This is a genomic window from Filibacter tadaridae, assembly GCF_900609045.1.
Classification (GTDB): domain Bacteria; phylum Bacillota; class Bacilli; order Bacillales_A; family Planococcaceae; genus Sporosarcina; species Sporosarcina tadaridae.
The window spans coordinates 456,744-472,173 of record NZ_UXAV01000042.1 but is presented as its reverse complement, the minus strand read 5'-3'; the positions used below and the strand labels follow the sequence as shown (position 1 = coordinate 472,173).

At 42.9% G+C, this 15,430-nt stretch carries 17 protein-coding genes; all 17 read left to right on the top strand.

Translation table 11 applies throughout. The features are described 5' to 3' along the window. Window positions 1–5 precede the first annotated feature (5 nt). The 17 genes from ftsY to topA all read left to right on the top strand — a co-directional run bounded on the left by ftsY (window position 6) and on the right by topA (window position 15,405). Entirely contained in the window at window positions 6–1,016 is a 1,011-nt protein-coding gene (gene ftsY, locus FILTAD_RS11745; protein WP_124070948.1) for a signal recognition particle-docking protein FtsY, read from the top strand. A gap of 72 nt (window positions 1,017–1,088) precedes the next feature. After that, the gene (locus FILTAD_RS11740; RefSeq protein WP_203229701.1) at window positions 1,089–1,421 is read left to right on the top strand and encodes a putative DNA-binding protein; all 333 of its coding nucleotides are present in this window, start codon (window positions 1,089–1,091) and stop codon (window positions 1,419–1,421) included. 12 nt (window positions 1,422–1,433) lie between these two features. Then, on the top strand, window positions 1,434–2,789 hold the full coding sequence (ffh, locus tag FILTAD_RS11735) for a signal recognition particle protein (RefSeq protein WP_124070946.1): 1,356 nt from the start codon (window positions 1,434–1,436) through the stop codon (window positions 2,787–2,789). A gap of 113 nt (window positions 2,790–2,902) precedes the next feature. Next, window positions 2,903–3,175: a 30S ribosomal protein S16 gene (rpsP, locus tag FILTAD_RS11730; RefSeq protein ID WP_124070945.1), complete on the top strand. Its 273-nt coding sequence runs from the start codon at window positions 2,903–2,905 to the stop codon at window positions 3,173–3,175. Between the two features lie 15 nt (window positions 3,176–3,190). After that, window positions 3,191–3,424, top strand: coding sequence for a KH domain-containing protein (locus tag FILTAD_RS11725; protein ID WP_124070944.1), 234 nt, complete (start codon window positions 3,191–3,193; stop codon window positions 3,422–3,424). 110 nt (window positions 3,425–3,534) lie between these two features. Then, entirely contained in the window at window positions 3,535–4,050 is a 516-nt protein-coding gene (gene rimM / locus FILTAD_RS11720; RefSeq protein WP_124070943.1) for a ribosome maturation factor RimM, read from the top strand. Next, window positions 4,050–4,787: a tRNA (guanosine(37)-N1)-methyltransferase TrmD gene (trmD, locus tag FILTAD_RS11715; protein ID WP_124071233.1), complete on the top strand. Its 738-nt coding sequence runs from the start codon at window positions 4,050–4,052 to the stop codon at window positions 4,785–4,787. The genes rimM and trmD overlap by 1 nt, the downstream gene beginning before the upstream one ends. Window positions 4,788–4,919: 132 nt before the next feature. After that, window positions 4,920–5,264: a 50S ribosomal protein L19 gene (rplS, locus tag FILTAD_RS11710; RefSeq protein ID WP_124070942.1), complete on the top strand. Its 345-nt coding sequence runs from the start codon at window positions 4,920–4,922 to the stop codon at window positions 5,262–5,264. Window positions 5,265–5,365: 101 nt separating this feature from the next. Beyond that, on the top strand, window positions 5,366–5,923 hold the full coding sequence (lepB, locus tag FILTAD_RS11705; RefSeq protein ID WP_203229700.1) for a signal peptidase I: 558 nt from the start codon (window positions 5,366–5,368) through the stop codon (window positions 5,921–5,923). A gap of 17 nt (window positions 5,924–5,940) precedes the next feature. After that, a complete protein-coding gene (gene ylqF, locus FILTAD_RS11700; protein WP_124070941.1) occupies window positions 5,941–6,801 on the top strand; it encodes a ribosome biogenesis GTPase YlqF in 861 nt (286 codons plus the stop codon). A gap of 356 nt (window positions 6,802–7,157) precedes the next feature. After that, window positions 7,158–7,940: a ribonuclease HII gene (locus tag FILTAD_RS11695; protein ID WP_124070940.1), complete on the top strand. Its 783-nt coding sequence runs from the start codon at window positions 7,158–7,160 to the stop codon at window positions 7,938–7,940. An 11-nt stretch (window positions 7,941–7,951) separates the two neighbouring features. Continuing rightward, window positions 7,952–9,715, top strand: a complete 1,764-nt coding sequence (locus FILTAD_RS11690) for a hypothetical protein (RefSeq protein ID WP_124070939.1) — start codon at window positions 7,952–7,954, stop codon at window positions 9,713–9,715. Beyond that, the gene (locus FILTAD_RS11685; protein WP_124070938.1) at window positions 9,712–10,014 is read left to right on the top strand and encodes an EscU/YscU/HrcU family type III secretion system export apparatus switch protein; all 303 of its coding nucleotides are present in this window, start codon (window positions 9,712–9,714) and stop codon (window positions 10,012–10,014) included. The genes FILTAD_RS11690 and FILTAD_RS11685 overlap by 4 nt, the downstream gene beginning before the upstream one ends. 109 nt (window positions 10,015–10,123) lie before the next feature. Continuing rightward, entirely contained in the window at window positions 10,124–11,284 is a 1,161-nt protein-coding gene (sucC, locus tag FILTAD_RS11680) for an ADP-forming succinate--CoA ligase subunit beta (protein WP_124070937.1), read from the top strand. 18 nt (window positions 11,285–11,302) lie between these two features. Then, window positions 11,303–12,205 carry a succinate--CoA ligase subunit alpha gene (gene sucD, locus FILTAD_RS11675; RefSeq protein WP_124070936.1) on the top strand — a complete coding sequence of 301 codons (903 nt, stop codon included), beginning with the start codon at window positions 11,303–11,305 and terminating at the stop codon, window positions 12,203–12,205. A 71-nt stretch (window positions 12,206–12,276) separates the two neighbouring features. Beyond that, on the top strand, window positions 12,277–13,164 hold the full coding sequence (dprA, locus tag FILTAD_RS11670; RefSeq protein WP_124070935.1) for a DNA-processing protein DprA: 888 nt from the start codon (window positions 12,277–12,279) through the stop codon (window positions 13,162–13,164). 165 nt (window positions 13,165–13,329) lie between these two features. Further along, window positions 13,330–15,405 (top strand): type I DNA topoisomerase, encoded by a 2,076-nt coding sequence (gene topA, locus FILTAD_RS11665; protein ID WP_124070934.1) that lies wholly within the window; start codon window positions 13,330–13,332, stop codon window positions 15,403–15,405. The last annotated feature ends 25 nt before the right edge of the window (window positions 15,406–15,430 follow it).

The following is a 15,430-nucleotide window of genomic DNA, read 5'->3' as shown; positions in this document are numbered from 1 at the left end:
CCGTATTGTCTTTTTTTAAAAAGTTAAAAGAAAAGATTACAGGTACAAATGAAACAGTAACTGAGAAATTCAAAGATGGATTATCCAAAACGCGCAATCAGTTTACTTCTAAAGTGAATGACCTCGTTGCACGTTTCAGAGTTATCGATGAAGAATTTTTCGAGGAACTGGAAGAATTATTACTACAGGCAGATGTAGGTTTTGAAACGGTCATGGAACTAATAGACCAGCTTAAACTTGAAGTGAAGAGAAAGAATATGAAAGATACCGCGGGAATTCAGTCCGTTATTTCTGAAAAACTTGTTGAGATATATGAAGCCGGAGAAAAAATGGATAGCAAGTTGAACATTCAGGCGGATGGATTGACCGTCATTTTAATGGTAGGCGTCAATGGAGTCGGTAAGACGACGACCATTGGTAAGTTATCCGCACGGCTCATGGCAGAAGGTAAAACTGTTATGCTTGCTGCGGGAGATACATTCCGTGCAGGAGCGATTGAACAGCTCGTCGTATGGGGCGAGCGTGCCGGGGTGGAAGTGATTCGTCAATCCGAGGGGTCAGACCCTGCAGCGGTCATGTACGATGCCATTCGTGCAGCGAAAAACCGTCATGTGGATGTTCTTATATGTGATACAGCGGGTAGATTACAAAACAAAGTTAATTTGATGAAAGAACTGGAAAAGGTTCATCGTATTATTAGCAATGAAGTGGAAGGTGCGCCGCATGAAGTGCTCCTTGCACTTGACGCGACAACCGGACAGAACGCATTAGTCCAGGCACAAACATTCAAAGAAGCAACAAATGTTACAGGCATCGTTTTGACGAAACTGGATGGAACTGCAAAAGGTGGCATTGTTCTTGCCATACGTAACAAACTGAAAATTCCTGTAAAATTTGTAGGGCTTGGTGAAGGTATGGATGACCTTCAACCATTCGATCCTGAAAAATACGTCTATGGCCTTTTCGCAGATGGATTAGAACAGGAAACAGAAGCGTCGGACACCATAGACAAGTAAATAAGCTTGACAGCGAACAACCCTCATACTATGATGGCATAGGAAGAAACAAGTAGAAGGGTGAGATAAATCGTGCTTGAAAAAACAACACGCATTAACTACCTCTTCGATTTTTATCAGTCGCTACTGACAGATAAACAGAGACTATATATGCAACTCTACTATTTAGATGACTATTCGCTTGGAGAAATTGCAGGAGAATATGGCGTTTCGCGCCAAGCTGTCTATGATAATGTTCGCAGGACAGAAGCAATGCTTGAAGACTATGAAGCAAAGCTCACTCTCTTTTCTGAATTTCAGAAACGTGGAGAACTTATCGATCAGCTAGAACAGCTCATAACAGATACCGATGAACATTCGGAAGCAATGCGTAACCTGTTGAACACATTAAAAGATCATGAGTAGGAGGCTACGTTCATGGCATTTGAAGGATTAGCCCAGCGCCTGCAAGGGACGCTCCAAAAGATAACGGGCAAAGGGAAAATTAGCGAAGCAGATGTTAAGGAAATGATGCGCGAAGTGCGATTTGCTTTGATTGAAGCTGACGTTAACTTGAAAGTTGTAAAAACGTTTGTCAAAACAGTTAGCGAACGGGCTATCGGGCAAGACGTCATGAAAAGTTTAACGCCCGGCCAGCAAGTCGTGAAAATTGTAAAAGATGAACTGACTAATTTGATGGGTGGAGAACAAAACCCAATCCAATTTTCACGGAAATCACCGACTGTTATTATGATGGTCGGGCTTCAAGGTGCGGGTAAAACAACTTCGTCAGGGAAATTGGCAACTGTTCTTCGTAAACGGCATAACAAGAATCCACTCCTTGTGGCAGCAGACGTATACAGACCCGCTGCCATTCAACAACTGGAAACACTTGGGAAGCAGTTAACGGTCCCTGTGTTTTCTCTTGGAACAGATATTTCTCCAGTCGAAATTGTCCGTCAGGCTCTTGAGAAAGCGGAAAAAGAACATCATGATGTCGTCCTGATTGATACAGCGGGAAGACTTCATATTGATGAAGTGCTTATGCAGGAACTAAAAGATATTCGCGAACTTGCAACACCTGAAGAAGTATTTCTTGTGGTCGATGCTATGACCGGGCAAGATGCTGTTAACGTCGCACAAAATTTTGACGATGCTGTTGGAATCACTGGCGTCATCCTGACGAAATTGGATGGTGATACACGAGGTGGTGCAGCACTTTCCATTCGGACCGTCACTGAAAAACCGATTAAGTTTGTCGGGATGGGTGAAAAAATGGATGCGCTTGAACCGTTTCATCCTGAGCGCATGGCTTCGCGAATCCTGGGTATGGGTGATGTCATGTCCCTTATCGAAAAAGCACAGTCGAATGTAGATGAAGATAAGGCAAAGGAACTAGAACAGAAGTTCCGAACGCAGTCATTCACACTCGACGATTTTCTTGATCAGCTCCAACAGGTGAAGAAAATGGGTCCGCTCGATGAGCTATTGAAAATGATGCCAGGTGCAAATAAAATCAAAGGGCTTGAGAATGCAAAAGTCGATGAAGGCCAAATGGGACGCGTCGAGGCAGTCATCTATTCGATGACGAAGGCTGAGCGTAACACACCGGAAATCATCAATGCGGGTCGACGTAAACGAATTGCAAAGGGATCGGGAACTTCCATTCAAGAAGTGAATCGATTGTTGAAACAATTCGAAGACATGAAGAAAATGGTCAAACAAATGAGCGGTATGCAGCAAAAAGGGAAAAAGAAGATGAAAATGCCTGGACTCGACTCCTTTTTTAAATAAAATCGAGATTTTACGGGAGAAAAAGTTAGGTGTTAAGAAAAAACACTTTACAAACATGAGAAAGCTTGATAATATACTATCTTGTGTGAAACTATTCGGAGGTGCAAGGAAAAATGTCAGTTAAAATTCGTCTTAAACGTATGGGAGCAAATAAATCTCCTTTCTATCGTATTGTTGTTGCGGACTCACGTTCACCACGTGATGGTCGCCAAATCGAAACAGTGGGAACTTATAACCCACTAACAAAACCTGCTACAGTAAAAATCGATGCAGAAGCAGCACTCAAATGGCTTCAGAATGGTGCAAAACCATCTGATACAGTCCGTAACCTGTTCTCTGAACAAGGCATCATGGAAAAATACCATAACGCTAAACTCGGTAAGTAATCAGGAGGGGTGCCCATGAAGCAGCTGATTGAGACAATCGTCAAACCGTTAGTCGACTATCCCGGAGATGTCCGGGTCGAAATGGATGAGCATGATAATCGTATTATCTACAACTTATCTGTGAATCCGGATGATATGGGAAAAGTGATCGGTAAGCAGGGACGTGTTGCAAAAGCGATTCGTACTATTGTTTATTCAGCAGCAGGCAGTCACCACGGTAAAAAGGTGTACATCGCTATAATAGATTGATGTAAGAAAGGAAGGAGCCCATGTTCCTTCCTTTTTTGTCTAGTGACCGTTATTTTAAGGCGGGCACGATCCGGCCGCTTACGTTTTTTAGCAAAGGAGAAGTGTAATTTATGGAATGGTTTAATGTTGGGAAAATCGTTAATACACATGGTATACGTGGAGAAGTGCGTGTTATTTCACGTACGCATTTTCCTGAAGAACGGTACACAGTAGGCAACAAACTAGCGCTCTTCATGCCTGATAGCAAGACACCCATTTATTTGACGGTTGCGAGTCACCGACAGCACAAAAATTTCGACTTGTTAACGTTTGATAATCATCCGAATCTTAACGATGTCGAAAAGTACCGGGATGGCGTGTTAATGGTTTCTGAAAAAGATCTTGGTGAGCTTGAAGAAAATGAATATTACTATCATGAAATCATTGGTTGTACAGTCCTTACAACAGAAGGAATCGACATTGGCAAGGTGACAGAGATTTTAGAAACAGGCGCAAATGATGTGTGGACTGTCACGCCGGAAAAAGGAAAGCCGCATCTCATTCCATATACCGAGGAAATAGTTATAGAAATTGATATTGATGCGAAAAAAATAATTATTGATCCAATGGAAGGCCTTTTATCGTGATGAAAATAGACGTTCTTTCATTATTTCCTGGTATGTTCGATGGTGTACTGCATTCTTCGATTATGAAAAAAGCGCAGACGAATAGTGCAGTTTCATTCAACGTGACGGATTTCCGTGATTACTCGACGGACAAGCACCATAAGGTCGACGATTACCCATACGGAGGCGGCGCCGGGATGGTGCTTAAAGCACAACCGCTATTTGCAGCGGTCGAAGCTGTTTCTGAAGGTCTGGAGAAGAAACCGCGTGTTATTCTAATGTGTCCGCAAGGTGAACGATTTACCCAGCGGAAAGCAGAAGAATTGTCGAAGGAAGAACATGTCATCTTTATTTGTGGACACTATGAAGGATACGATGAACGAATCCGGGAGCATCTTGTCACGGATGAATTGTCAATTGGTGATTTTGTACTGACGGGCGGAGAAATTGCTGCAATGGCCATCATTGATAGCGTAGTGAGATTATTGCCGAATGTACTTGGAAATGTGGATTCTCCTATACTGGATTCTTTTTCGACCGGTCTGCTAGAGCATCCTCAGTATACCCGTCCAGCAAATTTCGAAGGCATGGAAGTCCCGGAAGTCCTTTTATCGGGCAATCATGGAAAAGTGGACTTGTGGCGTGAAGAACAATCACTTCTGCGAACATTCGAGCGTAGGAAGGATCTACTCGATAATGCACAGCTTACTGAACACCAGCAACAGTATCTAAAACAGTTGAAACGCGAAAAAAAGTAAAAGACCATCTTGCATATGCCTTTGTTTTGTGATACTATCTACTATGTACTTCTACGTGAAGTGCATACTGACTGATGTTCCGCTGCAAAGGCAACAAATGCATGAATGTCTGTGGATAAGGAGAGGGTACTAATGCAAAATATCATTACAGAAATCACTAAAGATCAGCTTCGTGCAGATCATCCAGCTTTCCGCGCGGGAGACACAGTTCGTCTAAGCGTGAAAGTCGTAGAGGGAACGCGCGAGCGTATCCAATTATACGAAGGTGTTGTTATTAAACGTCGTGGAGGCGGAATCAGCGAAACATTCACTGTCCGTAAAATCTCTAACGGTGTTGGCGTTGAGCGTACATTCCCTGTACACACACCAAAAATCGTTAAACTTGAAGTAACTCGTCGTGGTAAAGTACGTCGTGCGAAATTGTACTATCTTCGCAATCTACGCGGAAAAGCTGCACGTATCAAAGAAATTCGATAAAACGAAGATTCAGGGGGCCATTAATTCGGCCTCCTTTCTTTTTGCCTCGGAATTGAATAGACTGTACAATAGAAGACAGTAGGATGCGGGAGGCTTTGTTGATGAATGAAAAGAAGAAGAAAAATGAAACTTGGGAATGGATGAAGGCATTACTAATCGCGTTCGGGCTTGCTGCAATAATCCGTGTATTCCTTTTTACCCCCATTGTAGTCGATGGCGAATCCATGATGCCGACGTTAGAAAATGGCGACCGGATGATTGTCAACAAAATCGGTTATACAATTGGCGAACCTGATCGATTCGATATCGTTGTTTTCCATGCACCGGAAAAAAAGGATTACATCAAACGGGTAATCGGACTTCCTGGTGACGAAGTGGAATACCGGGATGACGTATTATACGTTAACGGGAAATCGTATGAGGAACCATATCTTGATCCGTATAAAGCCGAGGTTATTGAAGGTACTCTGACGGAAGATTTCACACTTGAAGAAAAGATTCAAAGCAATGTAGTACCAGCTGGTCATGTCTTTGTAATGGGTGATAACAGAAGAAAGAGTAAAGATTCGCGACATATCGGAGCCGTTGCGATTGACGAGATTATCGGCAATACGAGTATTGTCTTCTGGCCAATTAAAGATTTCGGGTTTGTTAACTGATGGAGGGCGCTGGAAAAATGATAATCCAATGGTTTCCCGGCCACATGGCAAAAGCCCGAAGAGAAGTGACTGAAAATCTGAAGCTGGTTGATATTGTATTTGAGCTAATTGACGCAAGACTTCCTCTTTCCTCTAGAAATCCGATGATAGACGAAGTGATTCATCAAAAACCGCGTCTGCTCATCTTGAACAAAATGGATCTTGCCGATGAAGTTGAAACGGCGCGTTGGATTCGATATTTTGAGGAACAAGAAATACGTGCAGTAGCCATCAATTCATTCGAAGGAAAAGGGTTGCAAACAGTTACGAAGGCGGCAAAAGAAATTTTGGCACCGAAAATTGAGAGAATGAAAAAGAGGGGCATTCGTCCCGGTGCCATCCGAGCAATGATTGTCGGCATTCCGAACGTTGGAAAATCGACACTCATCAATCGACTTGCCAAAAAGAATATTGCGAAAACAGGCAACAAACCAGGTGTGACAAAGGCGCAACAGTGGATTAAATTCGAAAAAGAACTTGAGCTTCTTGATACACCAGGTATTCTATGGCCTAAATTTGAAGATAAAGAAGTCGGCTACAAATTGGCACTTACTGGCGCCATTAAAGACACAATCGTTAATATGGAAGATCTGGCTGTATATGGCCTCCGTTTCCTAGAAACGAATTATCCTGGGCGACTTGAAGAACGATACGGTCTGACAACGGTCGGTGAAGATATCAGGCAAACCTTTGACCACATTGGTGCACTACGCAAAGTGTACTCACCAGGCGGAGAAGTTGATTATGACAAGGTCGCCGAGTTGGTAATCCGTGATATTCGAAGTGAATACCTAGGTAAGTTGACATTCGATACAACAGCGCAACAAACGAACGAATAGGCCGATGCCGGCTCGGATTTTTTCCGCGGCAATCGGCTTTTCTTATTTAACTTAATTCAGCAGAAGTCCCCCACTTCAATAAGTGGTGGGATGAATGCTGGATATGCATTCAATTCAGTGGGGTTCAAACTCCTGCTGAATAGAGGATCTCAGACTAAGAACGCCGCGTTCTGCGGCAATAAGGAAAGATGGAGTTCAATCTTTCCCTGTTGCATACCTGCGTCCTGCAGGCACAAGCTCAATTCAAAATCTGGACGCAATCACGCCGAGGCGCGATTGATAAGAGTAGAAAAATCGGCAGTCAAGCCGATAGTATAAGCAAGGGAGAAACATCAAGGGTACGAAAGGTGATTAGCGTGAAAACAGTAAAAGAAATCATAGAGATGTTAGCTGCGGTTGATGAACCTGGGCAATGGATGGAAGAACTCGCAGCTGATAAACGGGCTGGCGTGAAAAATGCACTTGAACGTTGGAGCCGCCGTTACGATAAAAGAATGAAGATACAAGCGATGCATGTTTCCAAAATGGCGTTTGACACTTCGTTTGCGCCGTTTGAAGGTGCGTTGGTAGCTGGAGTGGATGAAGCGGGTAGAGGACCTTTAGCGGGCCCTGTCGTCACTGCAACAGTCATCTTGCCGCAGGATGTCCAAAAACTTATCGGACTGGATGACTCAAAGAGGATTGCAAAGAGGGATCGTGAAAGATTGGCCGTACTTATTAAAGAAATCGCTACCGATTATAACGTACACGTACAATCTGCCAAGCAAATTGACGACATGAATATTTATGCTGCAACTCGTGATTCAATGGAACAAGCTGTTCGTGCGCTTACTATCCGTCCTGATTTTGTCATGGTGGATGCAATGGCACTTGCCACTGACTGTCCCACCGCCTCCATCGTCAAAGGAGATGCGCAAAGTCTAGTAATTGCTGCGGCATCGATTCTTGCAAAAACGACGCGGGATGCAATCATGGACGATTTACATAAAGAGTTTCCTGCCTATCAATTTAATAAAAATGCAGGATATGGAACACCGGGCCACTTGGACGCTTTGCAACAGTACGGACCGTGTGAACACCATAGAAAAAGCTTTGAGCCGGTCAAATCGATGATTCTGGAGAAGAGGGAGATCACTTGAGTTTTCCGCCAATGAATTCAGTGAACGTACAAGCTTTGGCAAACGGTGCTCAGAACAAACCGCTCATTTTAAAAGTGGGACAATTGTTTCACGGACAGGTCAAACAGCTATACCTTGGACAAACCGCGGAAGTACAAATTGGTGGACAAAAGCTAGTCGCCAAACTGGAAGTGCCGATGAAAGCGGGTGATTCGTATTATTTTCAAGTTAGCGCACTTAAACCCGAATTACAGCTGAAAATTATTTCCGGTCCGCTTACTGATGCCGGAGGGCAAGGTCGTCAGTTAAATGGCTTAATGGACGTTATGCAATTGCCCAAATCAGCCGAAATGCAAGCATTGCTTCCCTTCGTCATGAAAAATAAAATACCGATGACACGTGAAAGTTTGCTGGATGCGGAAGCATTGTTGAAATCTGCATCTCCAGCTTTAAAAGATGATGCACTAGCATCCATCCAAAAACTAGTAGAATTGAAGTTGCCTTTAACTGAATCTACCTTCCGCTCCTTACTCGGAGTTGAATCGAAAGAAGGATTGCACGATGTTCTAACTTCTCTAAAAAGTGCATTAACTGCTGATTCCTCTATTTCTTTGAAAATGAAAGAAGCCATTCTTTCAAGTCTTGAAAAAGTTGCTAAACCCTTTTTGCAGGCAACAGGAAACGCATTACTCGGGAAAGCTATTTTAACAATACTCGATACAGCGGAAGGTGCTGAAACACGGTTTGCCACGTTGCAGTTATTGAAAAATACTGGGGTATTACCTTCAACGACGTCTCTTGCTAATATGCATCAAGTGCTTAGTTCATTGCTGACTACAGAAAACGTGGGAAGCTCCACATCTACCTTACAGGTAGGAGACCAAGCGACATCAGCGACACAACCCAGAGTGATGCCGAACGGGAGCCAGGTTAATTCTACTCAAACGGCTCTAGAAATCATTCGGATGACTGCTGAAAATACAGTTGTCACGCCTTTTCGACCTGAAGTCAATTCAAACAAAACGAATGATCCACTACTTACTTTGCTAGGTCATCAAATGCAATATGGTGCAGAAAAACTGGAAGTTTTAGTCCGGCAGGCAGAAAAATCGGACGATCCAGCGATTCATAAGGTACTGCAGGCAGCAGAAACCGCTGTTGCGACTGTCGTAGATGGAAAGGTTATGAAAGAGGCATTGCAAGCCGTTATCCTCTCTCTTGGTCTTAATTATGAATCGACCCTTTTTGGTAAAGATATAGAGTCTTTGCGGCCTACTGAAACATTGAAACCCCAATTGCTTGCGCTTATGCAAGATATGGCTGTCTCGCCAGCGCTTCGGGAAGCGGCGGAAAACGTCGTCATAAGGATGAATGGCCCGCTGCTTCAGTCAGGAGAAAATGGCGTTCAACATCAATTGGTTATGCAAGTTCCACTTGAGTTTTTCGGTAAACGGATTGACGCAACGCTGCAATGGAATGGTCGGATGAAGGAAAATGGGAAAATCGATGCTGATTTCGCACGTATCCTCTTTTACCTGGAACTCGATTCCCTCGATAAGACAATTATTGATATGCAAGTTCAAAAACGAGTTGTTTCCGTCACTGTTTTCAATTCAGACCAAACTCTTAAAGAATTGGGGACATCCCTGCAAACACGTTTAAGAGAGGGTCTCGAATCGTCGGGTTATAAATTGTCCGGTGTCTTTTTTAAAAATTTTACTGAAGAGAAAAAAAGCGGAATAACAAAAAAGACAAGAAAGGCTATCGATGGACAAGGAGTTGATTTTCGAATATGAGTGACGAACGACATGTCCGAAAAGAAGCGGTTGCTCTTTCGTATGATCCAGAATCTACTGACGCGCCCAAAGTAGTTGCGAAAGGGAAAGGTAAAATTGCTGAAAATATATTGGGAAAAGCGCTGCAAAACGGTGTACCAATCCAGGAAGATCCAAGTCTTGTGGAAATCCTCGGTCAGCTGAATATGAACGAATCGATACCGGAGGAATTATACAAAGCGGTATCAGAAGTTTTTGCGTATGTTTACCATATTGATCGTCAACATGGCTTGAAAAACAAAAAGAAAAGCGGAAAATGATTCGACAAATTTCATCATTCGGTAGTCAATTGTGGACAATGTTTGACAAGTTTACTACAATGGTTAAGGCAGTAAATTATGATATAGAAGTTCGATTGGAGGATGTAAGATGAATATCCATGAATATCAAGGTAAACAGTTACTAAGAGACTATGGTGTGGCAGTTTCTAAAGGCCTTGTTGCGTTTTCCCCTGAAGAGGCGGTTGCGGCGGCAAAGGAATTAGGCACGGACGTCATCGTTGTTAAAGCACAAATCCATGCGGGTGGCCGCGGTAAGGCGGGTGGCGTCAAGATTGCTAAAACGCTTGACGAAGTTCGTGAATATGCAACAGAATTGATTGGCAAAACGCTTGTTACTCACCAAACAGGACCAGAAGGTAAAGAAATTAAACGCCTTCTTATCGAAGAAGGTTCTGACATCAAGAAAGAGTACTACTTAGGACTCGTTCTTGATAATTCAGTAGACCGTGTAACACTTATGGGTTCTGAAGAGGGCGGAATGGACATCGAGGAAGTTGCAGCGTCAACTCCAGAGAAGATTTTCAAAGAAGTCATCGATCCGGTTGTCGGACTAACAGGATTCCAGGCACGTCGTATGGCATTCAACATGAATATTCCTGCGCATCTTGTCAACAAAGCAGCTAAATTCATGCTTGGACTCTATCAAGTATTCATCGAAAAAGATGCATCTATCGTAGAAATCAACCCACTAGTTGTCACAGGTGGAGATGATGTACTTGCACTTGATGCGAAATTTAACTTTGACGACAGCGCGTTGTTCCGTCATAAAGACATTCAAGAACTTCGTGATTTAGACGAAGAGGATGCAAAAGAAATCGAAGCATCAAAACACGGTTTAAGCTACATTTCTTTAGACGGAAATATCGGTTGTATGGTAAATGGTGCAGGCCTTGCAATGGCTACAATGGATACAATCAATTACTATGGCGGAACTCCCGCTAACTTCCTTGACGTTGGAGGAAGTGCAACAGCTGAGAAAGTTACAGAGGCATTCAAAATTATCCTTTCCGATAAGAATGTTAAAGGGATTTTCGTTAATATCTTCGGCGGCATCATGAAATGTGACGTTATTGCAGAAGGTGTAATTGCAGCTACAAAAGAACTTGGCCTTCAAGTGCCACTTACAGTTCGTTTGGAAGGTACAAACGTCGACAAAGGAAAAGCATTATTGAAAGAATCAGGATTGAACATCATCGCTGCTGATACAATGGCAGACGGCGCACAAAAGATTGTTGAATTAGTAGGCTAAGAAAGGCAGGGGCAAACCATGAGTATATTCGTAAATAAAGATACAAAAGTTATTGTACAAGGTATTACAGGTTCTACTGCACTTTTCCACACAAAACAAATGTTGGAATACGGAACTAAAATCGTAGGCGGTGTTACACCTGGTAAAGGTGGCACGGAAGCTGAAAGTGTTCCTGTTTTCAATACAGTTTCAGATGCTGTAAAAGCAACTGGCGCGACTGTTTCCGTAATTTATGTACCTGCTCCATTTGCAGCAGATGCAATTATGGAAGCTGTGGATGCTGAACTTGATATGGCTATCTGTATTACAGAACACATCCCTGTCCTTGACATGGTAAAAGTGAAGCGTTACATGGAAGGCAAGAAAACACGTCTTGTCGGCCCGAACTGTCCGGGTGTCATTACGGCTGATGAATGTAAAATCGGCATTATGCCTGGTTATATCCATACAAAAGGTCATGTTGGCGTTGTTTCACGCTCAGGTACCCTTACGTATGAAGCGACATACCAATTGAGCCAAGCTGGAATCGGTCAAACGACAGCTGTTGGTATTGGTGGAGACCCGGTAAACGGTACAAACTTCATCGATGTGCTTAAAGAATTCAACAATGACCCTGAAACACTAGCAGTTGTTATGATTGGTGAGATCGGTGGTACTGCTGAAGAAGAAGCAGCACAATGGATCAAAGAAAACATGACAAAACCGGTTGTAGGATTCATCGGTGGACAAACAGCTCCTGAAGGAAAACGTATGGGCCACGCTGGGGCAATCATTTCCGGTGGTAAAGGGACTGCTGCTGAAAAAATCAAAGCACTTAATGCTGCAGGCATCGAAGTTGCTGCAACTCCATCTGTAATTGGTGAAACATTAATCAAAGCGATTAAAGAAAAAGGTCTGTACGAACAATGTAAAACACATTAATATAAGAGATGCAGCGTGTCTATCCGATGCGCTGCATTTTTTTAACTTAATATTATACGAGGAGGAAACTGATGAAACTAACAGAAGTAGACAAACGTTTGTTAGCACTCCATTATGTATTTCCTGTTCCAGTGAACAGACTTGAAAGACTTTTCATGATAGACCCCAATCTTGAAAAGATATTTGACTTCAAAGCAACCGAGTTTGCTAGTCTATTGAACATTCCGATTAGGAAAGCCAGTCGATTGCAGGAAAATTTGAACACAAATACCACAGTCCCCTACGATACTTTGTATGAACAAAAAAATATAATCCCCATACCGTTCACCAATTCCCAGTACCCAGATAGTTTGAAAAACCTTATAGATCCCCCTGCCGTCCTGTATGCTTGTGGGAATCCGGGATTGCTTCACCAAAGATTTAAAATTGCGATTATCGGTTCTCGAAAAGCAACAGCTTATTCAAACGAAGCAATGGAACTAATTGTTCCACCACTTGTTGAAAGCGATGTAATCATTGTGTCAGGTCTTGCGACAGGTGCGGATACACTAGCACATAAAGCGGCCATTAAATATGGCGGCAAAACGATAGCGGTACTCGGACATGGTTTTTTCCATCTATATCCTAAAGAAAATCGATTATTAGCCGATGAAATTATCAAAAATCATTTACTTATCACGGAATACCCACCGTATGTCAAACCAGAAAAGTGGACTTTTCCGATGCGTAATCGAATCATTAGTGGATTATCAGATGCAGTTATCGTTACCGAGGCCGCAGACAAAAGTGGGACGATGAGTACAGTCGAGCATGCGCTTGATCATGGCAAGGATATCTTTGCAGTTCCTGGTCCAATAACTTCGGCTTTATCGATAGGTCCAAATAAGTTGATTGAAGAGGGGGCAAAGCCGATTTGGAACGGTTTTCAGGTTGTTGAAACGCTCATTCCTGATCACTGAGCAAACGATCTCGCCATTCAAAAGGTTGCATTAAATTGAAATCTGTTATACATTTTGCAACAGATATTCTTTTGAGTTCTTGTCTAAGAGAATGGCTCACAACTTGTTCTCTTGCACAACCTCTTGTTACGAATAAATATGGAACCTCTATGAGGAGGCACATTGATGGCAGACTACCTAGTTATTGTGGAATCCCCTGCAAAAGCGAAAACAATTGAGCGCTATCTTGGGAAAAAATATAAAGTACGTGCATCACTCGGACATCTGCGCGATCTTCCACGCAGCCAGATGGGTGTAGATACCGAAAATGACTATGAACCGAAATACATTACGATTCGCGGCAAAGGGCCGATTCTCCAAGACTTGAAGAAGGAAGCAAAAAAAGCGAAAAAGATCTTTCTCGCAGCTGACCCCGACAGAGAAGGGGAAGCGATTGCGTGGCATTTAGCACACCAACTTGGCGTCGATATCGAATCGGATTGCCGTGTTGTATTCAACGAAATAACGAAAGAAGCAATTAAGGAATCATTTAAAAATCCGCGGCCTATCAATATGGATTTGGTCGATGCACAACAAGCCCGTCGTATTCTTGACAGACTCGTAGGCTACAATATTAGCCCGATACTCTGGAAGAAAGTTAAAAAAGGACTTTCCGCCGGCCGCGTGCAATCCGTTGCGCTCCGTCTAATCATTGATCGGGAAAATGAAATCAATGCATTCGTCCCTGAAGAGTATTGGAGTATTGCGGGCCAGTTCCAAAAAGGTAGTAAAACTTTTGAAGCGAGCTATTACGGTGACAATAAGAAGAAAGTGAAACTCACATCAAAAAAAGATGTCGATGGTGTCGTTGGGCAACTGGATGGTGATCACTTTGAAATCGCGAAAGTCGTGAAAAAAGAACGCAAACGAAATCCTTCACTACCATTTACGACCTCTTCATTGCAACAAGAAGCTGCCCGTAAATTGAACTTCAGAGCAAGAAAGACAATGATGCTTGCACAACAACTATATGAAGGTATCAATCTTGGTAAAGAGGGTAGTGTCGGTCTTATCACATACATGAGAACAGACTCGACAAGAACATCGGATTCTGCAAAAGAAGAAGCGCATTCATTTATCGAATCGATGTATGGCAAAGAATACATCACCTCTTCAAAAATCGTTAAGAAGGAATCAGCTAAAACACAGGATGCGCACGAAGCGGTTCGTCCAACATCGGTCATGCGCCCGCCATCCGCCATGAAAACGGTTTTATCACGTGACCAGTTGCGTTTATATAAACTCATTTGGGAGCGGTTTGTAGCAAGTCAAATGGCACCAGCGATTCTCGATACTGTAACGGTCGATCTTGTTAACGGCGAAATCCGATTCAGAGCAAACGGTTCGCAAGTCAAGTTCCAAGGTTTCATGAAAGTATATGTTGAAGGTGACGATGATCAAGAAGAAGAAAAAGATCGACTTCTTCCTCCGCTCGAAGAAGGAGAAAAAGTGAAGTTTAGTGAAATTGATCCAAAACAACATTTCACGCAACCGCCTCCACGCTATTCTGAAGCGCGACTGGTCAAGACGTTGGAAGAACTAGGCATAGGCCGCCCTTCAACGTACGCACCGACGCTAGATACCATTCAAAAGCGTGGATATGTAACACTCGATGCAAAACGATTCATACCAACTGAACTTGGTGGAATCGTCCATTCCGCCGTCCATGAGTTTTTCCAAGACGTCATCAATGTGGAATTTACAGCCCAAATGGAAAGAGGGTTGGACGATGTCGAGGAAGGCAACATAAAATGGGTAAAAGTTATTGATGAATTCTATAAAGACTTTGAAAAGCATGTACAAATTGCGGATGCTGAAATGGAGAAAATTGAAATAAAAGATGAACCTGCCGGTGAAGATTGTGAAAAATGCGGTTCGCCTATGGTTTACAAGTTGGGAAGATACGGCAAATTCATGGCATGTTCCAATTTTCCGGAATGTCGTAATACAAAAGCCATCATCAAACCGATTGGTGTAACGTGTCCAAATTGTAAAGAAGGTCAGGTCGTTGAACGAAAAAGTAAAACGAAACGGATATTTTACGGCTGCGACCAATACCCGGAATGTGAATACGTTTCGTGGGATAAACCAATTTCGAGACCTTGTCCAAAATGCGAAAGTACACTCGTGGAAAAGAAATTGAAAAAAGGTGTCCAAATCCAATGTGTAGAATGTGATTATAAAGAGGATGCACAATCGTAATTAATTCGAAAATAGAAGGTGACTA